Source organism: Amycolatopsis keratiniphila, assembly GCF_000400635.2.
Lineage (GTDB): Bacteria > Actinomycetota > Actinomycetes > Mycobacteriales > Pseudonocardiaceae > Amycolatopsis > Amycolatopsis keratiniphila.
In genome coordinates, this window is record NC_021252.1 from 1,150,785 (window position 1) to 1,175,513 (window position 24,729).

At 69.1% G+C, this 24,729-nt stretch carries 24 protein-coding genes; 15 read left to right on the forward strand and 9 right to left on the reverse strand.

All coding sequences use genetic code 11. From position 1 onward, the window contains the following. Positions 1–20: 20 nt before the first annotated feature. A complete protein-coding gene (locus AORI_RS46675; RefSeq protein WP_016331535.1) occupies positions 21–902 on the forward strand; it encodes an RDD family protein in 882 nt (293 codons plus the stop codon). Between the two features lie 578 nt (positions 903–1,480). Here the strand turns inward: AORI_RS46675 and AORI_RS46680 are convergent. Continuing rightward, a complete protein-coding gene (locus AORI_RS46680; RefSeq protein ID WP_016331536.1) occupies positions 1,481–2,740 on the reverse strand; it encodes a neutral zinc metallopeptidase in 1,260 nt (419 codons plus the stop codon). Positions 2,741–3,050: 310 nt separating this feature from the next. Here AORI_RS46680 and AORI_RS46690 point away from each other — a divergent pair, with 310 nt between their 5' ends. Genes AORI_RS46690 through nudC form a run of 5 tightly spaced genes read left to right on the forward strand, consistent with a single transcriptional unit; the run spans position 3,051 to position 10,075 of the window. Further along, complete coding sequence (locus AORI_RS46690; RefSeq protein WP_476692325.1) at positions 3,051–4,766, forward strand: DUF2207 domain-containing protein; 1,716 nt, start codon at positions 3,051–3,053, stop codon at positions 4,764–4,766. 13 nt (positions 4,767–4,779) lie between these two features. After that, the gene (locus AORI_RS46695; protein ID WP_228688303.1) at positions 4,780–6,363 is read left to right on the forward strand and encodes a DUF2207 family protein; all 1,584 of its coding nucleotides are present in this window, start codon (positions 4,780–4,782) and stop codon (positions 6,361–6,363) included. 21 nt (positions 6,364–6,384) lie between these two features. Then, the gene (locus AORI_RS46700; RefSeq protein WP_016331539.1) at positions 6,385–7,689 is read left to right on the forward strand and encodes a M16 family metallopeptidase; all 1,305 of its coding nucleotides are present in this window, start codon (positions 6,385–6,387) and stop codon (positions 7,687–7,689) included. Continuing rightward, positions 7,686–9,062: a M16 family metallopeptidase gene (locus AORI_RS46705; protein WP_016331540.1), complete on the forward strand. Its 1,377-nt coding sequence runs from the start codon at positions 7,686–7,688 to the stop codon at positions 9,060–9,062. The genes AORI_RS46700 and AORI_RS46705 overlap by 4 nt, the downstream gene beginning before the upstream one ends. Continuing rightward, positions 9,062–10,075: an NAD(+) diphosphatase gene (gene nudC / locus AORI_RS46710; protein WP_016331541.1), complete on the forward strand. Its 1,014-nt coding sequence runs from the start codon at positions 9,062–9,064 to the stop codon at positions 10,073–10,075. The genes AORI_RS46705 and nudC overlap by 1 nt, the downstream gene beginning before the upstream one ends. A 106-nt stretch (positions 10,076–10,181) precedes the next feature. Here nudC and AORI_RS46715 read toward each other — a convergent pair whose 3' ends face one another. After that, on the reverse strand, positions 10,182–10,538 hold the full coding sequence (locus AORI_RS46715; RefSeq protein ID WP_016331542.1) for a hypothetical protein: 357 nt from the start codon (positions 10,536–10,538) through the stop codon (positions 10,182–10,184). Beyond that, a complete protein-coding gene (locus AORI_RS46720; RefSeq protein ID WP_016331543.1) occupies positions 10,535–10,912 on the reverse strand; it encodes a TetR/AcrR family transcriptional regulator in 378 nt (125 codons plus the stop codon). Before AORI_RS46720 ends, AORI_RS46715 begins: the two co-directional genes overlap by 4 nt. Before the next feature lie 140 nt (positions 10,913–11,052). Between AORI_RS46720 and AORI_RS46725 the strand changes: the two genes are divergently transcribed. From AORI_RS46725 to AORI_RS46755, 7 genes are all read left to right on the forward strand, one after another. Continuing rightward, positions 11,053–11,298 carry a hypothetical protein gene (locus tag AORI_RS46725; RefSeq protein WP_016331544.1) on the forward strand — a complete coding sequence of 82 codons (246 nt, stop codon included), beginning with the start codon at positions 11,053–11,055 and terminating at the stop codon, positions 11,296–11,298. 277 nt (positions 11,299–11,575) lie between these two features. After that, positions 11,576–12,826, forward strand: a complete 1,251-nt coding sequence (locus tag AORI_RS46730; RefSeq protein WP_016331545.1) for an ROK family transcriptional regulator — start codon at positions 11,576–11,578, stop codon at positions 12,824–12,826. A gap of 10 nt (positions 12,827–12,836) precedes the next feature. Continuing rightward, positions 12,837–14,219 carry an extracellular solute-binding protein gene (locus tag AORI_RS46735; RefSeq protein WP_043847917.1) on the forward strand — a complete coding sequence of 461 codons (1,383 nt, stop codon included), beginning with the start codon at positions 12,837–12,839 and terminating at the stop codon, positions 14,217–14,219. 4 nt (positions 14,220–14,223) lie between these two features. Beyond that, entirely contained in the window at positions 14,224–15,213 is a 990-nt protein-coding gene (locus AORI_RS46740) for a carbohydrate ABC transporter permease (protein WP_016331547.1), read from the forward strand. Further along, on the forward strand, positions 15,210–16,103 hold the full coding sequence (locus tag AORI_RS46745; RefSeq protein ID WP_016331548.1) for a carbohydrate ABC transporter permease: 894 nt from the start codon (positions 15,210–15,212) through the stop codon (positions 16,101–16,103). Before AORI_RS46740 ends, AORI_RS46745 begins: the two co-directional genes overlap by 4 nt. Next, positions 16,100–17,365 carry a 6-phospho-beta-glucosidase gene (locus AORI_RS46750; protein WP_016331549.1) on the forward strand — a complete coding sequence of 422 codons (1,266 nt, stop codon included), beginning with the start codon at positions 16,100–16,102 and terminating at the stop codon, positions 17,363–17,365. The genes AORI_RS46745 and AORI_RS46750 overlap by 4 nt, the downstream gene beginning before the upstream one ends. Next, positions 17,350–18,354, forward strand: coding sequence for an N-acetylglucosamine kinase (locus AORI_RS46755; RefSeq protein ID WP_016331550.1), 1,005 nt, complete (start codon positions 17,350–17,352; stop codon positions 18,352–18,354). Before AORI_RS46750 ends, AORI_RS46755 begins: the two co-directional genes overlap by 16 nt. Positions 18,355–18,417: 63 nt before the next feature. On the opposite strand, the gene AORI_RS46760 is transcribed toward AORI_RS46755, so the two are convergent. From AORI_RS46760 to AORI_RS46775, 4 genes are read right to left on the reverse strand one after another with little or no spacing between them, the layout of a single operon-like run. Then, the gene (locus AORI_RS46760) at positions 18,418–18,927 is read right to left on the reverse strand and encodes an SRPBCC family protein (protein ID WP_016331551.1); all 510 of its coding nucleotides are present in this window, start codon (positions 18,925–18,927) and stop codon (positions 18,418–18,420) included. Then, positions 18,924–19,250 (reverse strand): ArsR/SmtB family transcription factor, encoded by a 327-nt coding sequence (locus AORI_RS46765; RefSeq protein ID WP_016331552.1) that lies wholly within the window; start codon positions 19,248–19,250, stop codon positions 18,924–18,926. The genes AORI_RS46760 and AORI_RS46765 overlap by 4 nt, the downstream gene beginning before the upstream one ends. Before the next feature lie 43 nt (positions 19,251–19,293). Continuing rightward, positions 19,294–20,661, reverse strand: coding sequence for a GntT/GntP/DsdX family permease (locus AORI_RS46770; protein WP_016331553.1), 1,368 nt, complete (start codon positions 20,659–20,661; stop codon positions 19,294–19,296). Further along, positions 20,661–21,152: a gluconokinase gene (locus tag AORI_RS46775; protein WP_016331554.1), complete on the reverse strand. Its 492-nt coding sequence runs from the start codon at positions 21,150–21,152 to the stop codon at positions 20,661–20,663. The genes AORI_RS46770 and AORI_RS46775 overlap by 1 nt, the downstream gene beginning before the upstream one ends. Positions 21,153–21,255: 103 nt before the next feature. On the opposite strand from AORI_RS46775, the gene AORI_RS46780 reads away from it, so the two are divergent. Then, positions 21,256–21,951 carry a FadR/GntR family transcriptional regulator gene (locus AORI_RS46780; RefSeq protein ID WP_016331555.1) on the forward strand — a complete coding sequence of 232 codons (696 nt, stop codon included), beginning with the start codon at positions 21,256–21,258 and terminating at the stop codon, positions 21,949–21,951. A 38-nt stretch (positions 21,952–21,989) separates the two neighbouring features. Next, positions 21,990–22,943, forward strand: coding sequence for a cobalamin biosynthesis protein CobD/CbiB (locus tag AORI_RS46785; protein ID WP_016331556.1), 954 nt, complete (start codon positions 21,990–21,992; stop codon positions 22,941–22,943). Positions 22,944–23,225: 282 nt separating this feature from the next. Here the strand turns inward: AORI_RS46785 and AORI_RS46790 are convergent, their stop codons facing one another. Then, entirely contained in the window at positions 23,226–23,846 is a 621-nt protein-coding gene (locus AORI_RS46790) for an FMN-binding negative transcriptional regulator (protein ID WP_043848588.1), read from the reverse strand. Positions 23,847–23,900: 54 nt separating this feature from the next. Next, a complete protein-coding gene (locus AORI_RS46795) occupies positions 23,901–24,722 on the reverse strand; it encodes an SURF1 family cytochrome oxidase biogenesis protein (protein WP_016331558.1) in 822 nt (273 codons plus the stop codon). Positions 24,723–24,729 lie beyond the last annotated feature (7 nt).

The window sequence follows — 24,729 nt, forward strand, 5'->3', positions numbered from 1 at the left end:
TTCGTCACTACGCTTGCCAGGTGGAACAAGAGTCCGAACTCGTCACCGGCGAGGCCGTCGTCCTGGACGTGCGCGCGGCGAAACTGGCCAGCCGCGGGCTCGCCATGATGCTCGACGTCGCCCTCCAGCTGGTCGCCCTGATCGTCGCGATGCTGGTGCTCAGCCAGGTCGCCGCCTTCGGTGACGAGGCGCTGGCACTGACGCTGTTCCTGGTGACCCTCGTGCTGATCATGGTCGGCTACCCGGTGATCTGCGAGACACTGAGCCGCGGCCGCACGCTCGGGAAGATGGCGCTGGGGCTGCGGGTGGTCCGCACCGACGGCGGCCCCGTGCGGTTCCGGCACGCGCTGGTCCGCGGGCTCGCCGGGTTCTTCATCGACTTCTGGGCGCTGGGCATGCTCGGCGTCGTGGCGGTGGTCACGTCGCTGCTGTCGCCCAACGGCCGCCGCGTCGGCGACTACCTGGCCGGCACGCTGGTGATCCGGGAACGCATGCCCGCGGCGCGGGCGCCGTACGTCGGGATGCCGCCGCAGCTGGCGTACTGGGCTTCGCAGCTGGACCTGACCCGGCTGCCGAACGATCTCGCGCTGGCCGTCCGTCAGTACCTGAGCCGCACGAGCGAGCTTCGCCCCGAAGCGGCCGAAGCGCTCGGGTACGGGCTCGCGCAGCAGGTCGCGGCGGCGATCGGGGCGCCGGTGCCGCCGGGGGTGCCGTCGTGGGCGTACCTGTCGGCGGTGCTGGCCGAGCGGCGGCAGCGGGATCAGGCGAAGTTGCAGCCCGCGGTCCAGTACGGGCCGCCTGTCGTGCAGTCCTACCCGCAGCCGACCGCACCCGCCCCAGTCGCCCAACCCCAGCCGCCGGCGGAACCGGCCCCGGAAAACCCCTTCGCGCCTCCGGGCTGATCGGCAACGTCGCATAGCCGCCGCTCGGGTGGGTCGTGAGTGGTAAAGAGGGTTATTGAGGGGTAAGCCAGATGCGGCGCGTTGTGCCGTCTGAGGCATTGGTGTCCACAGTGGTCACTTCCCGGGCAGCATGCGCCCGCTTTATGTCTGTAAGTCCGTTTTCGCGGGAGGTCGTGAGTGGTAAAGAGGGTTAGAACGACCATTTCCACTCACGACCCGGGGCAATACTGCGCAAAGTACTCAAATCGGACGCCTTGATTTCGGAAATTGTCCTTTCGGGACAGTCTGAGGGCACGGGGCCGGGTCTCGATGACGAGCTCGCACCGCCGACTCCATCACGCCACCTCTGACTTACCCCTCAATAGAACGACAGTTGCCACTCGTGACCCACGCGGCCCAGGTCGGCACTCGCGCGTGACTGAGTGGACGGCACGTGTGATCAGACGGACGACACACGTGGCCAGGCGGACGACACTCGCGCGGCCGGGGTGCCGCCTTGTGCCGTCCGTCCAGTCACGCGTGTCGTCCCGCTGGTCACGCGAACCCGCCGCCGTACTCGCCCGTCGGACAGTCGCGAATCAGGAAACGTCGGCCGATTTCGCCGCCCACGTGTTGCACTGGAACATCCGGTTCTTCTGCGCGCCGTGCTGCCACCACGAGGACGCGTGCGCGTCGGAGCCGTGGTCGCGCGGGCCGCCGTTGTGGTCGCCGCGGTCCTGGGTCTGCCAGGCATCGCGGTACATCGCCTGATCGACCGAGCCGCCGCGTCCCACCGTCGACCCCAGGAACGTCCCGGAAAGACACTGCGCCGAAAGCTCGTTGCGCCGCGACATCTCCAGGCCCGCCTCCGAGTCGGTGCCCGCTTCGTACCGTGCGTCCCAGTAGGCCTCCGAGATCCCCGAAAGCGCCTGAATGTGATGCGCGTACTCGTGGGCGAAGACCGCCAGATAGACCCCGGGCCGGTTGCCGTACTGCGGCACCTGAAGGCCTTCGTACGGCATGTACAACGTCTCGTTCTGCGAGCAGTAGAACGCCGCCACCGAGCCGCCGCTGGCGTCACCGCACGGGCTTGACCAGTTCTTGCCGGACGGGTACTTCACGGTCGGGACCCGGAACGGCAGTTTCGTGTAGTTCATGACCTGCTGCCAGACGCTGTCCAGACAGGGCCGCGCGCTCTCGAAGAACGCTGCCGCCGCGTCCGGATTGTTCGCCCAGCGCGAGAGGTTGCACGGCTGGTTCGGCAGGCCGACCTGGGAATCGAGCCACAGCGGGTTGTCCGCCAGCTTGTGGTGTGGTTGCGGGCCGGACGGGGCACGGCTGGCGGAGGTCTCCCGGGTGGAGCCGGTCGACGTCTCACGTGTGCCGGTCGAGTCCCGCGAGCTGGTGGTCGTCGTCGACGACGTCGTGTCGCTGGTCGTCGTGTAGTCCGAAGTGGAGGTTTCCGAATAGCTGGAGTAGCCGACGTCCGCGACGTGTTTCGACTTGCCGTTCGCGATGGTGATCACCATCAGCAGTCCGCCCATGACCGCCATCACCGCCACGATCGCGATCGCCGCGATCACCCCGCCGTTCGACTTCTTGGCTTGATATCCGCCGTAGGGCGCGAAAGCGGGCTGAGCGAAACGCGGTCCGTACGGAAGCTGCGGCGGGCCGACGGCACCGGGCCGGAACGGGACCGGCGCGCCGATCTGCGGCGGCGGCAGCGGTGCCGCGCCCGGCGGGGGCAGCGGCAGGCCGCCGCTCGGCGGACCCGGCCGGAACGGCGGCGGAACCGGCGTCGGCCGGGAAATCGGCGGACGACCGGGCGGGACGGGGCCCGGCCGGTTCGGCGGCGGCATCGGCGGGCCCCCGCGCGGCGGAAGCGGACGTGCTCCCGGCGGCGGGAGCGGACGCCCACCCTGCGGTGGGAGCGGTCGGCCACCCTGCGGCGGCCGGGGTGGTGGCGGAGTCGGCCGGCGCCGCGGATCAGGCGGGCCGGGCGGCTGCTGGTTCATCGAGTGGATCCCCCATGCTGTTCGGCAACGCCGTTCGCCCAGGTGGCGGATTCGGCGTTTCGGCGGTCAGCATAGATCGGCTGCCCTAGAGTGTGTGGCTGTGTTGACGAAATGGGGGACGGCGGTCGTGGCCGTCGCGGCGAGCTCGGCCTTGATGGCCCCGCCGTCGGATACGAACGTGCCGGAGGCGCCCGGAGCGGGCCCTTCGCTGACCAACGCGCCACAGCTGCCGAAGCCGCCGCCGCTGGGCGCGCGCGGTCAGCTCGGGCTGCTCCAGCCGCCGAGCGGAGCGTTCACGAACGTCGCGGTGAAGGTGGAACGCGACGGTTCGCTGTCGATCACCGAGCAGGTGACCGTCCCGGGTGGACAGCATCTGGTGCGCCGGATCCCGTTCAAGGTGCCCGCGGGCGAGGAACAGGACCGCGTCTACGGGATCCGTGACGTTTCGGTCGAGGGTGCGGGCAAGACGGAGCCGAACGGCGAACAGCTGGTCGCCACCTTCGACGGTGGCGCGTCCACCCTCAAGTACAAAGTGGACGGCGCGGTCGCGGACGTCAACGGCGCCCAGCAGGTGCGCTGGCAGGTCGCGAGCGGCTGGGACGGCGAACTGTCCCGCGTGTCCGCTTCGTTCAGCGCGCCGACGCGCGAAATGCCCACAGTGGACTGTTTCGCCGGGCCGCTCGGTTCGGACAAGCAGTGTTCGCTCGCGGAGACCGACCACAGCGGCGTCGTCCGCATCGAGCAGGACAAGCTCGCGCCGGGCGAACGGGTCGACCTCGCCGTCCAGCTCCCGGCCGGCACGGTGCCCGCGAACGCGCGGTTCGAGCAGATCGCCTCGGTCGGCGGCGCCTTCGCCCTCACCACCCTCGCCGGCCTCGGATTCGGGGCGCTGGCCCTGTTCCTCGTCCTCGGCGTGCTCGCCGTCTGGCTGCTGCGCCGTCGTGACCGGGGCGCGCTCACCGCGGGCACCGGTCCGGTCGACGTCCTCATGCGGGAAGGAGGCCGGGTCTCGTTCGCCTCACCCGACGGTGTCCTGCCCGGACAGGTCGGGACGGTCGTCGACGAGACGGTCGACGTCGTGGACGTCAGCGGAACGGTGGTCGACCTCGCGGTCCGCAACTACCTGTGGATCGCCGAAGTCCGCGGCGCCGGGACGGTCGATTGGCAGATCGCGCGCCGCAACGCGCCGGACGAGCACCTCGCCGCGTTCGAGCGCGAGATCTACACCGCGCTCCTGCCCGAGGGCACCGATTCCGTGCTGCTGTCGGAACTCCGCGGCCGCGGCACCGTCGACCTCCGTGTCGCGGGCGAGGCGATGTACGCCGACGTCGTGCGCAAGGGCTGGTTCTCCCGGCGCCCGGACAAGGGCAAGAGCAAACTCACGTGGGCGGGTGTCGGCCTGATCGCGCTCGGACTCGTGGCGACGGTCGTCCTGACCTTCACGGCCGGCCACGCGCTGCTCGGTGTCGCGGTCGCGCTCGCCGGGATCGCGACGCTGCTGGGCGCCTCCTGGGTGCCGCCGAGGACTACGCGCGGCAGGCGTCTGGTCGGCCAGGTGCGCGGGCTGCTCGAATACCTGCACACCGTCAAGGTCGCCGACATTCCGTTGGGGGACCGGGAGATGGTGTTCTCCCGGTCGCTGCCGTACGCCATCGTGCTCGGCGACACCGAGCACTGGCTCCGGACGTTCGAGGCGCTCGACCCGTCGGCGGACGGTTCGGCCGGGCTGTACTGGTTCGGCGGGCTCGAGGGCGATCGGGATCTGCGCCGCTTCGCCGCGCATCTGCCGTCGTTCCTGTCCGCTTTGGACGGTCTGCTCGCCGAATCCGGTCACCTGCGTTCGCTGCGCCCGGAACCGGTCCCCGCCTGACGTGAAGATCTGCTTGCTGGTCGGTCTCCTGCTGGTGCTGGGCGCGGCACCGGCGGGAGCGCAGAGCGAACCGCAACTGCCCGCATTGCCGAACAGCGCGGAGATCTCGCTCAAGGTGGAACGCGACGGCGCGCTCACGGTCGTCGAGGCGGTGTCCGTGCCGAGCGAGGCGACGATGACCCGCCGGATCCCGCTCCGCACGGCCGCCCCGCGCGACCGCGACCGGATCATCGGCATCCGTGACGTCGTCATCGAGGGCGCGGGCAACTCCGAACTGACCGATGACGAGTTCACCGTCAAGCTCAAGGGCGGCACCTCGATCGTCCGGTACACAGTGGACGGTGCGGTCGCCGAAGCCGACGGCTTGACCAGGGTGAGCTGGCAGCTCGCGGGCGGCTGGGACGCCCGGCTCGAACTCGTGCGGGCGAGCTTCGCCGCGCCGTCGATCCCGAACGCGGTCACCTGCTACGCCGGGCCCGAGGCCTCGCGCGCGCACTGCGCGACCGCCCAGATCGCGCATTCCGGACTGACCCGGTTCAGTCAGCAGAACCTCGCACCGGGTCAGCGGATGGAGATCTCGGTCGAACTGCCGGGCGGCACCGTCCCGGCGAACGCGCGCCTGGAGCCGTCGAAGACCTTCGCCGGAGCGTTCGTGCTCACCGCCCCGGTCGGCTGGGCATGGGGCGGCTTCGTGCTCGCGCTGATCGCGGCCGCCGTCGGGCTGGCCCTCCTGCGGAGGCGGGACAGGCACCCGGGTGATGCGCTCCCGGTCCGCTTGCTCGCCGGGAAGGCGTTCTCGTCACCCGACGGTGTGCTTCCCGGACAGGTCGGAACCGTCCTCTCGGGCCGAGCCGACGCCGTCGACCTGGCCGCGACGGTCGTCGACCTCGCCGTCCGGAACTACCTCTGGGTGAGCGAGGTGCCCGGCGAGCTGACCACCTGGCGGCTCGTCCGCCGCAACCCGCCGGACGAGCAGCTGACCACTTACGAGCGCGCCGTGTTCGATCTCCTCCTGCCCGGCGAAAGCGAGTCAGTGCTGCTGTCGGAGATCCAGGCCGCGCGGATCGGCGTCGAATCTGTGCGGGAGGCGCTGGACGACAGCGTTGTCGAGCGCCGCTGGTATTCGCGGCTGCCGGGCAGGCTGCCCCGCGCCGGCCTGCGGATCTGCCTCTACGGCCTGTTCCTCACCGTGCTGCTGGCGTTGACCGTCGGCTACGCCCAGCTCGGGCTGATCGTCATCGCCGCGGGCGCGGTACTCGCCGTCGCCGCCCGGTGGCTGCCGGTGCGCACCGGCGCCGGCGTGGTGCTGCACCGGCGGCTGCTCGGCGTCCGCGAGGCGCTGCTGGCGACCAAGGCGGCGGACGTCCCGAAGCTCGAACGCGAGGTGCTCCTTTCCCGGGCGCTGCCGTACGCGCTCGCTCTCGGCGAACAAGAACGGTGGGTCGCCGGATTCGCCGAGCTGAAGGGTCCGCCCAAGATCTACTGGTACGGCAAGGAAGACGACGGCGAGGTCCCGATCGCGCGGGTGGGCGACTTCACCGCCGCGCTAGTGGGAACCTTCGCCGCGACCCGCCAGGGTCGTCGCCTGGAGGCCTGAGTAGCCCGTAGGGTGGTGCGCATGGCCGATCCCGAGCTTGTCCGATTCACCCTCGACAACGGTCTGCGCGTGGTGCTCGCGCCCGACGCGACCGCTCCGGTGGTGGGTGTCAGCGTCCACTACGACGTGGGCTTCCGTTCCGAGCCCGAAGGGCGCACCGGTTTCGCGCACCTCTTCGAGCATTTGATGTTCCAGGGGAGCGAGAGCCTGGAGAAGCTCGCGCACTTCCGGTACGTCCAGTCGAGTGGTGGCAGCTTCAACGGCTCCACCCATCCGGACTACACGGACTACTTCGAGGTCCTCCCCGCCGCGGCTCTCGAGCGCGCCCTGTTCCTCGAAGCGGACAGGATGCGGGCGCCGAAGCTGACGCAGGAGAACCTGGCCAACCAGATCGACGTGGTCAAGGAGGAGATCCGCCTCAACGTGCTGAACCGGCCGTACGGCGGGTTCCCGTGGATCCTGCTCCCGCCGGTGCTGTACTCCACGTTCCCCAACGCGCACAACGGTTACGGCGGTTTCGAGGATCTCGAACAGGCCACCTTGGACGACTGCGCGGCCTTCTTCGACACCTACTACTCGCCCGCGAACGCGGTGCTGACCGTCGCCGGTGACTTCACCGTCGAGGAGGCCCGCGAGCTGATCGAGAAGCACTTCGGCGACGTGCCGCACCGGCCCGCGCCGCAGCGTCCGTCGTTCGCCGAGCCCGCCCCCGAGGGCGAACTGCGCGGCGAGCACGTGGACCCGCACGCCCCGCTGCCCGCGGTCGGCGTCGGCTACCGCATGCCGGACCCGATCAACGACCTCGACGGTTACCTGGCGAACCTCGTGCTCGCCGGCGTGCTGACCGACGGCGACGGCTCCCGGCTCCAGCAGCGGCTGGTGCACCGTGAGCCGCTGGTCGTCGACATCGGCGCGGGCGCCGGGCTGTTCGGCCCGTTCGAGGCGCGCGACCCGGACACCTTCACCATCACCGCGATCCACCCGCACGAGGTGAGCACCGACCAGGTCCTCGCCGCGCTGGACGAGGAGCTGGAGAAGCTGGCGGCCACGCCGCCGGAGGACCAGGAACTCAAGAAGGTCACCGCGCGCTGGGCCGCGAGCCTGCACTCCGAGCACGACAAGCTGGTGTCCCGCACGCTGGCCCTCGGCTCGTTCGAGCTGCTCTACGGCGACGCGTCACTGGTGTACCGGCTCGCCGAGAAGATGTCGGCGGTCACCGCGGAAGCCGTTTCGGCGGCGGCGAAGGCGCTGCGGCCGGACTCGCGGGCCGTCCTCGTCGTCCGCCCCGGTAGTGCCGATTCCGATCAGGAAGGTTCCGAGCAGTGAGCGCACCGCACCGCACCGCCGAGGAGATCGGCCGCACGGCCGCCGGGCCGCGTCCGGTCCCGTCGCTGGGGACGCAGCGCGCCGCCGCGGATCTGTCCCATGTGGACACCACGCTGAGCAACGGGCTGCGCGTGCTCGCCGTCCGGAAGCCGACTGTGCCGTTGGTCGAGCTGCGCGTCTGGATCCCGTTCGCCGGTGAGGACAAGCTGCACCCGGCCACCGCCGAAGTGCTGGCCGAGACCCTGCTGACCGGAACCGCCCGCCGCGACCGCATCGAGATCGACGCGGATCTGGCGCTGATCGGCGGCGACCTCGCGTCCGGCGTCGACCCGGAGCGCCTGGTCGTCACCGGCACCTCGCTGGCCGACGGCCTCCCGACGATGCTCGACGTCCTCGCCGACGCGCTCACCGGCGCGTCGTACGCGGACGCCGAGGTCGAGCGGGAACGCGAGCGGCTCATCGAGCGGATCGCCGTGTCCCGCACGCAGCCGAGGACGATCGCCCGTGAGGCGCTGCAGAAGCACCGCTACGGCGACCACCCGGCGGTGCGCGAGGTCCCGCAGGCCGAAGACGTCGCCGTCGTGACGCCGGAACAGGTTCGCGCGCTGCACCGGGCTTCGGTGCTGCCGCGGGGATCCGTGCTGGTGATCGTCGGCGACATCGACCCCGAGACCGTCATCGGCGACCTGGAGAAGGCGTTCGGCGGCTGGGCTTCGGACCGCTCCGCCGTCCGCCTGCCCGCGCTGCCCGAGCTCACCGGCGGCAACGTCCTGCTGGTGCCGCGGGCAGGCGCCGTGCAGTCGCAGATCCGGCTGTCCGCGCAGACCGTGTCGCGCACGGACCCGCGGTACCCGGCGCTGCAGCTGGCGAACCTGGTCTACGGCGGGTACTTCTCGTCGCGGCTGGTCGAGAACATCCGTGAGGACAAGGGTTACACCTACAGCGCGCACTCCGGATTCGAGTTCACCGACCAGACCGCCGTGGTGAATGTCGACGCGGACACCGCGACCGACGCGACCGCCGCCGCGCTCATGGAGACGCGGTACGAGCTGGCCAGGCTCGGCCTCGTGCCGCCGACCGCCGAAGAGGTCGAGTCGGTGCGCCAGTACGCGATCGGTTCGCTGGTCACGGCCGCGTCGTCGCAAGGCGGCCTGGCCGCGCAGCTCTCCGCGCTCGCCGCGACGGGGCTGGGCGTCGAATGGCTGGCCGGGCATCCGGAGCGTCTCGCCGCGGTCACCGCCGAGGACGTCGCGAACGCGGCGCTGGAGTTCTTCGCGCCCAAGCGGTTCACCGGGGTCGTCGTCGGCGACGCCGATGTCCTCGCGCCGAAGCTGACGGCGCTGGGCGACGTGACTGTCGGGGAGCCAGCCTGATGGAGACGCCGTTCGGGTTAGGGGCGCTCCCGACGCTTTCGCGCTCCACGGCGGACCGTCAGGAATCCTTGCGCACCAACCCGGACAGGCTCGCCGAGCGCTGGCCGAACGCCCGGATCGTGCTGCTCGACGAGCACGCGCGCACCCCGGTGGTGGAGGGTTCCGGCACGCTCGCGACCCGCAAGTCGCAGGAGTTCGGCACCGCGCCGCCCGCCGAGGCGGTCTTCCTGGGGGAGTGGCAGGGCACCGACTACTGGTCGATGCCCGGCCGCCCCGCCGGGGAGACGGAGACCGTCGAAATGGCGGGCAGCTGGGGCGTCATCGAACAGGTCGCCCGCCACGAAGGCGAGATCTGGGTCGACCTGCGTGGCTACGGCGACCTGCTCGACGACACGTCGGCCGGGCTGTTCACCACCGCGCAGGCGCTGCAGGCCTGGCGGCGGCAGGCGAAGTTCTGCACGCGCTGCGGCAGCTTGACCGAACTGATCCAGCTGGGCTGGGCGAGCAAGTGCACCGGCTGCGGCCGGGAGGAATACCCGCGCACCGACCCGGCGGTGATCTGCCTCGTGCACGACGACGCCGGCGTCAACGGCGAGCACGTCCTGCTGGCGCGGCAGCCGATCTGGCCGCCGGACCGGTACTCGATCCTCGCCGGTTTCGTCGAGGCGGGGGAGTCGCTCGAAGGGTGTGTCGAGCGGGAGATCCGCGAAGAGGTCGGCGTCGAGGTGCGCGACGTGCGTTATCTCGGCAGCCAGCCGTGGCCGTTCCCGCGGTCGATCATGCTCGGCTTCACCGCGCGGGCGGACATCTCTTCGACGATCGTGCCCGCGGAGGGCGAGATCGAAGAGGCGTTCTGGGTTTCGCGCGAGGAGGTGCGGGCCGCCTTCGCGAACAGTCAGCTGCGGAACGCGGGCGCCGTGCCGACCCCGATCGCCGGCGGAACGCGGCAGCTGGTGCTGCCGGGGAACTCGTCGATCGCGCGCGTGATGCTGGCGGCCTGGGCCGGGGTCTGACGAGTAGCAAGGGACCTTTGCTACCACTTTTCCGACTCTTTCCGTGAAGGCCTCCTTGAGGGAATCTGGGTCCCTCAAGGAGGCCTTCACGGATTCGAGCGGGTCGTCACGCGATCGCGTTGTTGACCGCGGTGACGATCTCGGCGGGATCGTCGACCGTGAGCACGAGCCGGTTGAAGTCCTCGGCCTCGTCGAGGGTGATGACGACCGTGCGGTCGTACCCGGAGACGTTCCAGAACTGCCGGTCGCCGTCGGCGTGAAAGGTGCCGGAGAGTTTGCCGGGGATCCGGAGACCCGGCCCGCGCCAGCCCTTCGGTTCGTCGCGCATGCCCGGATCGTGTGTCGCGCCGCGAACGTGGGCGAGCGGGAATTCGAGGCGCCGGGTGAACGACCAGACCTTGTCGATCCCCACGGGTTCGACCACGAGCCGGTCGCCGCTGATGGTGACCCGGTTGTTGCTCATGTCTTTTCTCCTTCGTCGTCGATGTCCTGCACACGGGCGCGGGCCAGCAGCCGTCGTCCCAGCTCGTCGGGGGCCGTCCCGAGGTCCTGGATGACGGCCCGGGCCCGGGCGCGCAGCCGCTCGTCGGTGGGCGCGAGTTCGAGCAGTGCGACCAGCAGCAGGTCGAGTTGCTCGTCGCGGTCCGCGGTGCCGTGTTCCAGCACCCGGGCGAACAAGCCGTGCTTGCTGCCGAACGCGCCGTACAGGCTTCCCCGGTGGACACCCGTCGCTTCGACGAGGTGATCGACCGAAGTCGCGTTGTATCCCCGCTGCCGGAAGACCGCCGCCGCGGCTTCGATCGCTGTCGTCTCGTCGAACTGGCGTGGTCGGGCCATGGGTTTGAGAATAGTCATTCAAGAATGACCAGTCAAGAACTCCCGGCGAAGGTTGGTGATTCGCCCTCAAGGCGGTGCCGTGCCCGCTATCCTCCTGCTGTCCGTTTCCAGGACCATCGAGTTAGGACACTGGGGAAAACATGAAGAACACCTTGCGGCGATTCGCCGTAGCCGGAGCCGCCGTGGCGGCCTTCGCCTCCATCAGCGCCGTGACCGCGGGGGCGGCGCAGGCCTCGGACTACGAGTACTTCGGTTCGTACAGCCAGGAGGACTGCGGGATCACCGGCCACCACGGCCAGATCGCCGGGGACTGGAACGGGTGGATGTGCTACCCCTCGCCCACGTTCCCCTGGGTGTACGACCTGTACGTGCAGCCCAACTTCTGATCCACCACCGCGTCGCCGAAGGGTCGCTCGGGAGGCTTCGAACCTCCTGAGCGGCCCTTCGTCGTTCGGCGCGTACCACTCGCCAGGCAGGTCCGCTCGAACGGACACCCTCCGCGCCGGTACGCATACCCGCTGTGCGGAACACGGCAAGCGTTACCTCCCCGTTTCCCGACCCCGTTGACGGCTGTGGCTCGGCTCACTACAGTCCCCGGAAACCGTCTGTAAAGTTTCCTAACGAAGTCGGGAGTGACCTCCAGTGCGAGCCGGCAGTCCGCGAATGCTGCGCGAGATCAACGATCGCGCGGCCATCGAGGTCCTCCTCAGGGACGGCCCGCTGACGCGCTCCGAGCTCGAAGTCGCGATTGGCCTGTCCAAGCCCGCGACGGCGCAACTGCTCACCCGCCTCGAACAGGACGACATCGTCACCAAGGCCGGGGTGCGTGGCGGAGGCCGCGGCCCGAGGGCGCAGCTTTGGCAGGTCAACGGCGGCGTCGCCTACGTCGCGGCCGTGGATCTGACCCCGCAGAAGGCCGACTTCGTCGTTTCCGACGTCACGGGCGCGGTGCTCGCCGAGTACCAGGTCCCGCTGCCGGTCCACGAGGGCGCGGACGTCGTCGGCTCGTTCGGCGCGGCGCTCACCCACGTCGCGAACAGCGCCGGGCTCGCCGCCACCGATCTCCGCCACGTCGTCATCGGCGCGCAGGGCGCCTTCGATCCGCGCACCGGCCTGCTCTCCTCCGCGCCGCACATCCCCGGCTGGCTCGGGTTCGACGTGCCGGGCAGGCTCAGCCGGGAGCTCGGCGTCGAGGTCACCATCGAGAACGACGTCAACCTCGTCGCGATCGTGGAGATGACGGTCGGCCAGGCCGTCGGGCTCGACGACTTCGTGATGATCTGGCTCAGCGACGGCGTCGGCGGCGCGGTGGTGGTCGGCCGCCGGCTGTTGCGCGGTGCGACCGGCGGTGGCGGCGAGATCGACTGGATGCGTGTCCCCGATCCGGTTTCCGTTGCCACGCGGAAGGAAACGGCGCGCGGGGGAGATCGTTTCGGTGACCTTGTCGCGTCGCCGGCCGTCGTCGAGCTGGCCGCCGCGCACGGCTTCGAGGCCGAGACCGGCGCGGACGCCGTCGCCAAGGCCCGCGAAAGCGGGAACGAAGCCTTCCTCGACGACCTCGCCCGTCGTGTCGCGGGCGGAGCGGCCAGCCTGATCGCGGTCGTCGACCCCGAACTCGTGCTTCTTTCCGGCGACACCAGCCGGGCCGGTGGCGACGAATTCGCCGCACTGGTCGCGAAAAGGCTGCACGAACTGGTCCTGCCCCGCACCCCGGTCGGGGTCGCTTCGGTGCAGGGCAACGCGGTCCGCGCGGGCGCGCTCCAATCGGCGCTCGCCACCGTGCGCAGGGACGTCTTCGGCGTCAACACCCCTTCGCTCCTCGGGCCGAGACGGTCCGGGGCGGGAGAGCCGAACCCGATCGTGGCTGTCCCGGAATCACGAACAGAACCACCGTCTCCCGCCCCAACCAACTAGGAGGAGGGTCATGAGTTCCACGACCCAGGTTCGGAGAAGCGGCCGCCGTTGGCGCGGCTCGATAGTGCTCGGCGCGGTCACCGTCGCCGCGCTGGTGTCCGCCTGTTCGGGCGCCGCAAGCGGCCCGAACGGCGGGTCGGGCGACGCGGCGGCCGCCCCCGCCGCGGACGCGAAGCTCACGCTGACCGTCTACAGCAAGTTCACCGACCGCGAGTACAACGTGGTCACCGCCGGGCTCAACAAGCTCAAGGCGAAGTTCCCGAACATCGAGATCAAGCACGAAGGCCAGCAGGACGACGACAAGATCACCCAGTCCATCCGCGGTGGCAACCCGCCGGACGTGGCGATCTCGTTCTTCACCGACAACCTCGGCGCGTGGTGCTCGACGGGCAGCTTCCAGGACCTCAAGCCCTACATCGACCGCGACAAGATCGACCTGAACCAGATCCCGGACGCCGTCCGCAGCTACACCGAATACCAGGGCAAGCGCTGTGCCATGCCGCTGCTCGCGGACGTCTACGGCTTCTACTACAACAAGGACATGTTCGCGGCGAAGGGCATCACGTCGCCGCCGAAGACGACTTCGGAACTGTTCGAGGCCACCAAGAAGCTGACCGAGTTCAACGCGGACGGCTCCATCAAGGTCGCCGGCTTCCTGCCGTCGATGCCGTTCTACGCCAACATGGCGCAGTACTGGGCCCCGAACTTCGGCGCCACCTACATCGGCCCCGACGGTCAGTCCCACCTCGCCGACAGCCCCGAGTGGAAGGCGATGTTCGACTTCCAGAAGCAGCTCGTGGACTTCTACGGCGGCCACGCCAAGGTCGAGCAGTTCAAGGCCGGTCTCGGTGAGGAGTACTCGGCGGACCACGGTTTCCAGCGCGGCAAGCTCGCGATGATGATCGACGGCGAGTACCGCACCGCGTTCATCAAGGACCAGGCACCGGAGCTCAAGTTCGGCACCGCGGCCCCGCCGGTGCTCGACAGCAAGCCGGACCGCTACGGCGGCGCGTTCACCACGGGCACGATCATCGCGATCCCCAAGGGCGCCAAGAACCCCGGCGCGGCTTGGGAATTGATCAAGCAGGTCACCCTCGACACCTCGACGCTGGTCGAGCTGTCGAACGGCCTGAAGAACGTCCCGAGCACCAAGGCCGCGCTGAGCGACCCGAAGCTCGAGGTCACGCCGGAGTTCAAGACGTTCCTCGATCTGTACAACGGCGGAAAGCTCATGCCCAACCCGTCGACCCCGATCGGTGACGCGCACCTCAAGGCCGTCAACGACTTCGCGGAGAAGTGGCAGGCGGGCAACGTCCCCGACATGATCGCGGGACTCAAGCAGGTCGACGCTCAGATCAACGACGAGCTGGCCCAGAAACGCGCCGGCGGCTGATCGCATGACTTCGACCCTGGATTCCAGGGCGGTCGCCTCCCCTTCCGCGTCCACCCGGACGCGGAAGGGGAACGCAGCGCGCCGCCGTCGCACCGTCTTCTACTTCATCGCACCGGCGACGCTCGGTTTCCTGATCTTCTTCGGGTACCCGCTGATCGCCACGGTCTACTACTCGTTCACCCGCTACGACCTGATCAACGCGCCCGAGTTCATCGGCTTCGACAACTACATCCGCATGTTCACCAGCGAACAGCTGGTCGGCACCGCCGCGTACAACACGTTGTGGCTGGTGATCGTGCTGACGTTTTGCCGGGTCGTGTTCTCGCTCGGCGTGGCGTCGATCATCTCGCGGCTGAAATCGGGCGTCGGCCTGGTGCGGACGCTCTGCTATCTGCCCTCGCTGGCCCCGCCCGCCGCGGCGACCCTGGCGTTCGTGTTCCTGTTCAACCCGGAATACGGGCCGGTCAACGCGTTCCTTCGGGCGGTCGGCATCGACGGCGGCCTGTGGTTCAACGACCCGGCGATGTCGAAGCCCGCGCTGACCCTGCTGGTGATGTGGGGTTCGGGCGAGCTGATGATCATCATCCTGGCGGCGCTGCTCGACGTGCCGCAGGAGCAGTACGAGGCCGCCGAACTCGACGGCGCCGGGCCGGTCCGCCGGTTCTGGCACGTCACGCTCCCGTCGATCTCGCCGGTGCTGCTGTTCGGCATCGTCAACTCGATGATCTTCGCGTTGCAGTTCTTCACGCAGGCGATCGTCGCGGGATCGGCGGCCGCGGGCGCGGCCGACGTCGCGGGCAACACGAGATTCATCGGCGCACCACAGAATTCGACGCTGACCTATCCGGTTTGGCTGTACGTCCAGGGATTTCGGTACTTCAACATGGGTTACGCGGCGGCGATGGCGGTCCTGCTGTTCATCGTGTCGGCCGGGTTCACCTGGATCCTGGTCCGGCAGCTGCGCAAGACCCAGCACCAGGAGGAGGGCGGATGACCACACTGGCCGAGCCCAGGCACACCGCCCCGGCGTCCGAACCGCCGAAGGTGCGGGTGCGGCGCCAATGGGACAAGAAGCTGTACTGGATCGCGACGCACAGCGTGGGCATCGCGATGGGCGTGATCTTCATGCTGCCCATCCTGTTCGTGTTCCTCACCGCGGTGATGTCCAGCGATCAGGCGCTGTCGTCGAACTTCTGGCCGAAGGAATGGCACTTCGAGAACTTCATCGAGGTGTTCGAGAAGGCACCGCTGCTGCAGTACTTCGGCAACAGCATCCTGTATTCGACGCTGGCCACCGTCGGGGCGCTCGTTTCGGCGATCCCGGCGGCGTACGCGCTTTCGAAGCTGAAGTTCCGCGGGCAGAACCTGTTCTTCATGCTGACAATGGCCGCGATGATGCTGCCCCCGCAGGTCACCGTCGTGCCGTTGTACGACCTGTGGGTGCGGCTCGGGTTCACCGGGACCCTGGTCCCGCTGATCGTGCCGTACTTCTTCTTCGACGCGTTCTCGATCTTCCTGCTGCGGCAGTTCTTCCTCACCATTCCGAAGGACTACCTCGAAGCCGCGAAGATCGACGGCTGCAACGAGTTCCAGGCGATGGTCAAGGTGCTGATCCCGATGGCGAAGCCGGGTATCGCGGCCACCGCGATGTTCTGCTTCCTGTTCACCTGGAACGACTATTTCGGTCCGCTGCTCTACACCGGTGAGACCCGCGACAACTGGCCGCTCTCGCTGGCGATCGCGTCGTTCCGCGGGATGCACCACGTGGAATGGAACCTCACCATGGCGGCCACCGCGCTGATCATGCTGCCGGTGATCGTGCTGTTCGTGTTCGCGCAGAAGTCCTTCGTCAAGGGCATCACATTCACAGGGGTCAAGGGATGAAACTGGCAGTCGTCGGTGGTGGGTCCACTTACACGCCCGAGCTGATCGACGGGATCGCCGGGCGGCGGTCCACTTTGGACGTCGACGAGATCGTGCTGATCGATCCGGACGCGTACCGGGTGGAGGCGGTCGGGGACTTCAGCAACCGGTTGCTGAGCCACGCCGGGCATCCGGCGCGGGTGCGCACCACATCGAGCCTCGAAGAGGGCGTCGACGGAGCGTCGGCGGTGCTGATCCAGCTGCGGGTCGGCGGGCAGCGCGCCCGCCGCGGGGACGAGACGTTCCCGCACGCCTGCGGTTGTGTGGGGCAGGAGACCACGGGCGCAGGCGGCCTCGCGAAGGCGTTGCGCACCGTGCCGGTGGTGCTCGACATCGCCGACCGGGTGCGGAAGATCGCCGGGGACGACACGTGGATCGTCAACTTCACCAACCCCGTCGGCATCGTCACGCGCGCGCTGCTGAACGAGGGCCACCGCGCCGTCGGCCTCTGCAACGTCGCGATCCACCTCCAGCGCACGTTCGCACATCTGCTCGGCGCCGGGATCGACGAGGTCAAACTCGTCCACACCGGACTGAACCACCTGAGCTGGGAACGGAAGGTGCTCGTCAACGGCGAGGACCGCCTGCCGGAACTGCTGGCGGAGCACGCGGAATTCCTCGGCGAGCACGTCACCGCGCCGGTGGAATGGATGCGGCGGATGAACGTCGTGCCGTCGTACTACCTGAAGTACTACTACGGGCACGACGAGCAGGTCTCCAAGCAGCGCACGGAGCGGCCGCGCGCGGACGTCGTGAGCGACGTCGAGGAGGAACTGCTCAAGGTGTACCTCGACCCGGAGGTGGTGACCAAACCGGAGCAGCTGGAAAAGCGGGGCGGTGCCTACTATTCCGAGGCCGCGGTACAGCTCGTGCACGCGCTCACCTCGGGCGGTCCCGCGGAGGAGCACGTCGTCAACGTCCGCAACGAAGGCACTTTCGACTTCCTGCCGGACGACGCGGTCATCGAGGTTCCGTCCCTTGTGGACGGAAACGGCCCGCGCCCGATCGCGCAGCCGCCGGTGGAGCAGCGGTTCGCCGGGCTCATCGCCGGGGTGACCGCGTACGAACATCTCGCGCTGGAGGCGGCGATCAAGGGCGGCCGGGACCGGGTGGCCGACGCGTTGCTCGCGCATCCGCTGGTCGGCCAGTACACGAAGGCCGATCAGCTCGCCGACTCGCTGGTGAAGATCAACCGTGAGTTCCTGCCGTGGGCGGGGGCATGACGGCCGGCTCACAGGACGTCGTCGTCGCGATCGACGGCGGCAACAGCAAGACCGACGTCCTGATCGTCTCGCGGGACGGACGGGTGCTCGGGCAGTCGCGAGGACCGGGCGCGTCCCCGCAGAACATCGGGGTCGACGGCAGCGTCCAGGCGCTGGAGAAGCTGGTCCTGGAAGCCCTTCGCGGGGCAGGGCTTCCCGACGAACGTCCTTTCGCGACACATACGTCGGCCTATCTCGCGGGGCTGGATTTCCCGCGGGAGGAAGCGATCCTGCACGCCGCGCTGGCGGCACGCGGCTGGAGCGACACGCTGATCGTCGGCAACGACACGCTCGCGCTGCTGCGCGCGGGCAGTTCCGACGGGACGGGCGTGGCGGTGGTGTGCGGCGCCGGGATCAACGGCGCCGGCGTCAGCGCCGACGGCCGTGAGCACCGGTTTCCCGCGCTGGGCAAGATCTCCGGCGACTGGGGCGGCGGCTACCGGCTCGGTGAGGAGGCCTTGTGGTGGGCCGTCCGCGCCGAGGACGGCCGCGGTCCGAGTACGGCTCTGCAGGCGGCTGTCACCGCGCATTTCGAGGCGTCCTCGGTGCTGGAAGTCGTGCAGCGCCTGCATTTCCAGGATCTGCACTCCGATTCGATCCACGGCCTGTGCCCGCTGCTGTTCGCCGTCGCGGCGGACGGCGACGAGGTGGCGCAGGACGTGGTCGACCGGTTCGTCGAAGAGGTCGCCCTGCTGGTCTCGGTCATCCTGCGGCGGCTCGAACTCACCGAGGAGGCACCCGAAGTGATCCTCGGCGGGGGAGTGCTGACCGGGGTCGGCGCACAGGTGATCGCGGAGATCGAACGGCGGTGCCTGAAAGTGGCTCCGCAGGCTTCGATCCAGGTGGTCGACGTGGCCCCGGTGGTGGGTGCGGCGCTGTTCGGGCTGGACACCATCGGCGCTACCACCGCCGCCAAAGTCGCCCTGAAGGCCGCCACGAAGCGGGTCTGAAAGTCCGTGAAGGCCTCCTTCCCTACCTTGAGCGTAGGGAAGGAGGCCTTCACGGACAACGGCTCAGGAGGCGGCGGGGACGAGCGGCTCGTCCGTCTCCAGCAGCGTCTTGAGGTCCGACAGGATCCAGGCCCAGCCACCGCCGGCGTTCTCGCCCGGCCCGGCGTTGATGTCCTCCTGCGAGCCGTTGACCAGGGCGGCCGTCGTGGGCGCGTCGGTGACGTCGTGGGTGACGGTCAGCCGGGTGCCCGCGGTCTTCGTCTCTTCGATCTCGTAGGTGAGCTTGGTGTAGGGCTCCTTGTCGAAGGACGGGTCCATCAGGAGCTTCCAGGTGATGACCAGCTTGCGAGGTGGGTCGACCTCCAGGACCTCGCCGTCGACCAAATCGTTGGTGAAGCCCGCTTCGACGTACTCCGGCGTCGGATGGGTGACGTGCTTGCCGCCCGGCCGCAGGTCGAAGTCGACCAGGCCGGTGTAGCCGTACTTCCGCGACCACTCGGGCTTCGTGATGGCGTCCCAGATCTTCTCCGGGGTGGCCTTGATGTACACGCGGTAGACCTGGGTGTCGGTCATGAGGGCTCCTCGGTCTCGAGTTCGGCTTTGAGGTCGAGCAACGCGGTCACGTTGCGCTCCGTGAACTTGTCGATCCACCTGTCGTGGATCTGCCGGATCGGCACCGGGTTGAGGAAATGTTTCTTCTCCCGGCCCTCCTTGCGCGTGACGACAAGTCCGGCTTCTTCCAGCAGCTTCAAATGCTTCATCACGCCGAACCGGCTCATGTCCACTTCGGACTCGAGCTCGGTCAGCGTCCGGCCGTCACGTGCGAACAGCTGGTCGAGCAGGAACCGGCGAGTCGGATCCGCCAGGGCCTTGAAAACCAGGTCGTCGTCGGGCACGTCGGAAGAATAGGTGACTAAAAGGTCACGTGTCAAGCCGGAGCTACAACAAGGCACCGAGCGGCAGGATCAGCGCGATCGCGACCACCGAGATCACCGTCTCCATGATCGACCAGCTCTTCAGCGTCTGCCCGACCGAAAGCCCGAAGTACTCCTTGACCAGCCAGAACCCGGCGTCGTTGACGTGGGAGAAGAACAGCGAACCCGCGCCGATCGCCAGCACCAGCAGGGCGCTGTGCGACGGATCCATGGTCGCCGCGAGCGGCGCCACGATGCCCGCGGCGGATACGGTGGCGACCGTCGCGGAGCCGGTGGCGAGCCGGATCGCGACCGCGACCAGCCAGCCGAGGAGCAGCGGCGACAGGTTCGCGCCGGTGGCCAGGCTGGTGATGACGTTGCCGACCCCGGCGTCGACCAGGGTCTGCTTGAACCCGCCGCCCGCGCCGACGATGAGCAGGATGCCGGCGATCGGCGGCAGCGAATCGGCCACCGTGGACGACAGCTTGTCCCGCGTGAAGCCCGCGGATTTGCCGAGGGTGAGCATGCCGAGCAGGACCGCGGCGAGCAGCGCCACCAGCGGGTCGCCGATGAAATCGAGCACGCGGCGGACGTGGTTCTCCTTCTCCAGCAGGATGTCCGCGAGCGCCTTGCCCATCATCAGCACGACCGGCAGCAGCACCGTGGACAGCGTCGCGAGGAAACCCGGCCGCCGTCCGTCCGAAGAGGACGATTCCGGGATGAGGCGCTCCGGCGCGACGGCGTCCGGGACCATCTTCGCGGCCAGCCTGCCGAACAGCGGTCCGGCGATGATCACCGTCGGGATCGCGACGAGCAGGCCGAAGGCCAGGGTGAGGCCGACGTTCGCGTTCAGCGCGCCCGCGGCGGCGAGCGGGCCGGGGTGCGGCGGGACGAGGCCGTGCAGCACCGAAAGCCCGGCGAGCGCGGGGATTCCCAGCATCAGCAACGGTTTCCCGGTGCGCTTGGCGACTAGCAGGATCACCGGGATGAGCATGACCAGGCCGATCTCGAAGAACATCGGCAGCCCGATCAGCGCGGCGACCAGCGCCATCGCCCAGGGCAGGGCGCGGTCGCCCGCGCGGCGCAGGATGGTATCGACGATCTGGTCCGCGCCGCCCGAATCGGCGAGCAGCTTGCCGAGCATCGCGCCGAGCGCGATCAGCACGCCGACCGACGCGACGGTGGAGCCGACGCCGGAACTGAAGCTCTTGATCAGCTTGTCCACCGGCATGCCGCCGACGAGCCCGAGCACGCCGGAGCCGAGGATGAGGGCCAGGAACGGATGCTGCTTCGCCTTGGTGATCAGGACGACGATCACGGCGATGGCGAGCACCGTCGCGCCGATGAGGCGGGTGTCGTGTCCGGTCCAGGCGGCGGCGAGGGTGGTGGTCATCAGCGGTCCTTGAAAACGGAAAGGGCGGTTTCGACGATCTCTGCCGGCTTCTTCGCGATGTCGGCGACGAGGCCGTGCTCGTCCGGCTGAAGCGGTTCGAGGTCGGCGAGCTGGGAGTCCAAAAGGGACACCGGCATGAAGTGGCCGGAGCGGGTCTTCATCCGATTGGCGAGCAGGTCGCGGTCGCCGTGGAGGTGCAGGAACCAGACTTTCCCGCCGCTGCGCAGGATGTCGCGGTAGCGATACTTGAGCGCGGAAGACGTGACGACGCCGCCGGAGCACTGGTGGTCCCGGATCCAGGTGGCGATGGCTTCGAGCCAGGGGTGCCGGTCTTCGTCGTTCAGCGGGTGGCCGGAGCTCATCTTGTCGATGTTCGCCTTCGGATGGAACGTGTCCGCTTCGGCGTAGTCGACGCCGAGGCGTTCGGCGAGTGCCGTGCCCACGGTCGTCTTCCCCGAGCCGGAAACGCCCATCACCACGATGACGGTCATCCGTACCTCCCACGTCGTTGTAGCCGGGACGAGTACAGCTCAAAAGTACTACTTAAGCAACATCAAGTACTACTTAATCGAGTCAGAACGTTAGAGTCGCCTGGTGGGCAACGACAGGCATGCCGAGGTGCTCGACGCGCTCGGCTCCGCGATCGCGAACGGGGAGCTCCCGCCGGGCTCCGTACTGCGCTCGGAGGAGCTCCAAGAGCGGTTCGGCGCCTCGCGCACGGTCGCGCGCGAGGTGGTGCGCGTCCTCGAAACCATGTGCCTGACCAGCAGCAAACGCCGGGTCGGGGTGATCGTGCGCGAGCCGAGCGAGTGGAACCATTACGACCCGAGGCTGCTCCGCTGGCAACTCGACGGCTCCGAGCGGAAGACCGCGTTGCGCACCCTGACCGAACTGCGTTCCGGCGTGGAGCCGTGCGCCGCCCGGTACGCCGCGCTGCGGGCGACGCCGGAGGAGGGCGGCCGTCTCCGGGCTTTGGCGAAGCGGCTTGAGGAGACGGCGCACCGGCGGGACCTCGACACGTTCCTCGGGCACGACGTCGCTTTCCACGATCTGCTGCTGTCCTCGTCGCGGAATCCGATGTTCGCGCAGCTTTCGGCGGTCGTCGCCGAAGTGCTCGCCGGGCGCACCGGGCACGGGCTGATGCCCGAGGAGCCGCAGCCCGAGGCTGTCGCCCTGCACGTCGAGGTCGCGGTGGCCGTCGACGCCGGTGACCCCGACCGGGCCGAACGCGCGATGCGGGACATCGTCATCCAGGCGCGTGACGAGATGGCCGTCCTTCTGGACGGATGATCTTCGAGTAATCTCTGCAGGTCTTCGAGGGATACTGCATGCAGGGGGCGACGGTGAGCGCGGCGCGCGCGATCGGCTTGGTGTTGGGGGTGGCCGCGGACGGGGCGATCGGGGACCCTCGGTCGCGGCGTCCGGTGACGGCGTTCGCCAGGGCGGCTTCGGCGGTGGACGCGAAGGTCCGGTCGAAACACCCGGTGGCCGGTGTCCTGTGGACCGGCGGCCTCGCGGGCTCCGCCGTGCTGGCGGGCGTGCTCGCCGAGCGGGCGGGGCGGCGCAGTCCCGTCCTCCAGGCGACCACGACCGCGGTGACCACCTGGGCCGTCCTCGGCGCCGCCGGACTGGCCGCGCACGGCACCTCACTGGCCAGGGACCTCGAAGAAGGCGAACTCGAGACCGCGCGCGGCACACTGTCCACACTGGACCCTCGGGTCGCCGACGACCTCGGCGTCATCGGCCTCTCGCGTGCTTCGGTGGAGACCCTCGCCGAGAACACCGCGGACGTCGTCATCGCGCCGCTGGTGTGGGGAGCGCTGGCCGGTGTCCCCGGCCTGCTGGGCTCGCGCGCGATCAGCCTGCTGCGCGGCATCGGCCGCGGGCGCCCCGAGCGGTACCGGTGGCTCGTCGCCCGGCTGGATGAAATCGTCCATCTCGTGCCCACGCGGGTCGCGGCCGGGCTGACCGTGCTCGCGGCCCCGGTCGTCGGCGGCTCGGCCGGCGGCGCGTGGCGGGCGTGGCGGCGGGACACCACCGCGCACCCGAGCCCGAACGCCGGCCGCGTCGAGGCCGCTTTCGCCGGGGCGCTGGAGATCCGGGTCGGCGGGCGGACGGTGTATCCGCACGGGGTCGAGGAACTGCCGGTGCTCGGCATCGGGCGCAACCCGGACGCCGGGCACGTGACGCGGGCCGTGGAGCTCTCGCGGGTGGTCGGGTGGCTGGGCGCGATCAGCTCGGTGGTGCTGGCGGGTCTCGTCGGGCTGCGGCGACGGTGCTGACCTGCGGAAAGAGAGCAGGGGACCTTTGCTACCACTTTGGGGCGGGGGTGTGTGGAATTAGGGACGTTGAGTGTCCCTATTTCCGCACACGCGCTACTGCGGGGTGGTGACCGTGTGGATTTTGTTGCGTTGGGTGACCCGAAATCCACACAGTCGCTGAGACGGGGAGCAAGGGACCCTTGCTGTCACCGTGTGGATTTTGGGACATCTGACGTCCCAAAATCCACACGGTGCCGTGGGCAATCCTGGCGGCGTGACGCAAAAGGGAGCAAGGGACCTTTGCTACCGCTCCCGCCGCGCCAGCTGCGCCCGCGCCCGTGCGTCCATCGGCCCGTCGCGCCGCGCGAGCTCCGCGTCGATCCGTGACCGGTCGGCCGGCTGCTTGTTCCCGCCGAACTTGAACTTCGCCCGCACCCCGGTCACGGTCAGTTCGACCCCGCGGATGCCGGGGAGCAGCCGCTTGTCCGGTGCCTCGGTCACGCTTACCCCCAGCCTGTCCGAACCGGGCTCGAAATGCGCGAGCTGCCGGTCCAGGAGCGCGGCCTTCTCCGCGGCGTCGTCGATCAGCCGGACGTCGCATTCGAGCTGGACCGACGAGTAATACGACGTCGGCACCCCGTGCGGCGGGTCGGCCGGGGTGTTCCAGCCGGAGCGGATGTAGGTGTGGTCGTCGATCACCGCGAGCAGCGCGCGCGGGTGTTCCTCCAGCAGTGGCCAGACCGGGTTGGGGCGGGCGAGGTGCAGCAGGACCGTTCGGTCGCCGTCATAGACGAAATGCACCGGGTTGACGATCGGCAGGTCACGGCCCGCGCCGCCGGCGATCAGCTGGCCGAAGTCGTGCGTCGAGAGCCAGGCCCGCCATTCGGCGTCGTCGTGGGCGGCGTCCCACGGGTGAATCAGCATGCCCGAAGCGGAACACGAGAAATGGACCTGCGAAAGGTCCATTTTCGGGTCGAATCAGGTGGCCACTTCGGAACGTTCATCCTCGGCCAGCATCTCGGCGACGCTCTTGCGCCGCTGTGGCCGCTCCGTGGCCAGCGCGCCGCCCGGTTTCAGCTCGCGGACGGTGAAGTACAGCCATCCCATCAGTGCCATCGCGCCGAACGCGATCCACTGCAGGGCGTAGGAGAAGAACGGTCCGGCGTCGGTCTGCGGCAGCGGCAGCGCGCCCAGCACGCCGGGCTGGTTCACGTCGAGCTGGAAGTAACCCGGACGGATGTCCAGCTTCGCGGCCCGCGCGACGACCTGGGAATCGACGACGTAGCTCTGCAGCTTCCCGCCGGTCGACTCGTCGGCGAAGGCGTCGCGGTTCTTCCCGTCCTTCTCGTCGTGACGCGCCCGCGTGACGATGTCGACCGTTCCGGCGGGAGGCGGGGCGAAGGGGAGCGCGCGCGATTTGTCGTCGAGCCGGACGTACCCGCGGTCGACCAGCACGATCGTGCCCTCGACGGTCCGGAACGGCGTCAGGACCTCGAAGGCCGCTTCGCCCTGTACGGAGCGCAGACGCGCCATGACCTCGCCCTCGGGCAGGTACGTGCCCTTCATCGCGACCAGATGCCATTCGGTGCGCTGATCAGGCACGGCTCCATTGGGCAGCAGCTCCTCCAGCGAGCGCGGCTGCCCGGAGAACGACTCCCGCAGCGCCGCGTTCTGGTGCTCGCGTTCGGTGTTGCGGGAGAACTGCCACGGCGCCAGCAGGGTGAAGCAAGTGATGGCGAAGGTGAACACCACCAACGTCAATGCCAGCCACCCGGGCTTCAGCAGGAACTTCAACCGCACCCCACCA

What these genes read in the sequence shown, in the direction of transcription:
- AORI_RS46680 (WP_016331536.1), bottom strand. Translation starts at nt 2,740, where the DNA reads ATGCCGCCGCCGAACCGGCCGGGCCCCGTCCCGCCCGGTCGTCCGCCG.
- AORI_RS46690 (WP_476692325.1), top strand. Translation starts at nt 3,051, where the DNA reads ATGGCCCCGCCGTCGGATACGAACGTGCCGGAGGCGCCCGGAGCGGGC.
- AORI_RS46700 (WP_016331539.1), top strand. Translation starts at nt 6,385, where the DNA reads ATGGCCGATCCCGAGCTTGTCCGATTCACCCTCGACAACGGTCTGCGC.
- nudC (WP_016331541.1), top strand. Translation starts at nt 9,062, where the DNA reads ATGGAGACGCCGTTCGGGTTAGGGGCGCTCCCGACGCTTTCGCGCTCC.
- AORI_RS46715 (WP_016331542.1), bottom strand. Translation starts at nt 10,538, where the DNA reads ATGAGCAACAACCGGGTCACCATCAGCGGCGACCGGCTCGTGGTCGAA.
- AORI_RS46720 (WP_016331543.1), bottom strand. Translation starts at nt 10,912, where the DNA reads ATGGCCCGACCACGCCAGTTCGACGAGACGACAGCGATCGAAGCCGCG.
- AORI_RS46725 (WP_016331544.1), top strand. Translation starts at nt 11,053, where the DNA reads ATGAAGAACACCTTGCGGCGATTCGCCGTAGCCGGAGCCGCCGTGGCG.
- AORI_RS46730 (WP_016331545.1), top strand. Translation starts at nt 11,576, where the DNA reads ATGCTGCGCGAGATCAACGATCGCGCGGCCATCGAGGTCCTCCTCAGG.
- AORI_RS46735 (WP_043847917.1), top strand. Translation starts at nt 12,837, where the DNA reads ATGAGTTCCACGACCCAGGTTCGGAGAAGCGGCCGCCGTTGGCGCGGC.
- AORI_RS46740 (WP_016331547.1), top strand. Translation starts at nt 14,224, where the DNA reads ATGACTTCGACCCTGGATTCCAGGGCGGTCGCCTCCCCTTCCGCGTCC.
- AORI_RS46745 (WP_016331548.1), top strand. Translation starts at nt 15,210, where the DNA reads ATGACCACACTGGCCGAGCCCAGGCACACCGCCCCGGCGTCCGAACCG.
- AORI_RS46750 (WP_016331549.1), top strand. Translation starts at nt 16,100, where the DNA reads ATGAAACTGGCAGTCGTCGGTGGTGGGTCCACTTACACGCCCGAGCTG.
- AORI_RS46760 (WP_016331551.1), bottom strand. Translation starts at nt 18,927, where the DNA reads ATGACCGACACCCAGGTCTACCGCGTGTACATCAAGGCCACCCCGGAG.
- AORI_RS46770 (WP_016331553.1), bottom strand. Translation starts at nt 20,661, where the DNA reads ATGACCACCACCCTCGCCGCCGCCTGGACCGGACACGACACCCGCCTC.
- AORI_RS46775 (WP_016331554.1), bottom strand. Translation starts at nt 21,152, where the DNA reads ATGACCGTCATCGTGGTGATGGGCGTTTCCGGCTCGGGGAAGACGACC.
- AORI_RS46785 (WP_016331556.1), top strand. Translation starts at nt 21,990, where the DNA reads ATGCAGGGGGCGACGGTGAGCGCGGCGCGCGCGATCGGCTTGGTGTTG.
- AORI_RS46790 (WP_043848588.1), bottom strand. Translation starts at nt 23,846, where the DNA reads ATGCTGATTCACCCGTGGGACGCCGCCCACGACGACGCCGAATGGCGG.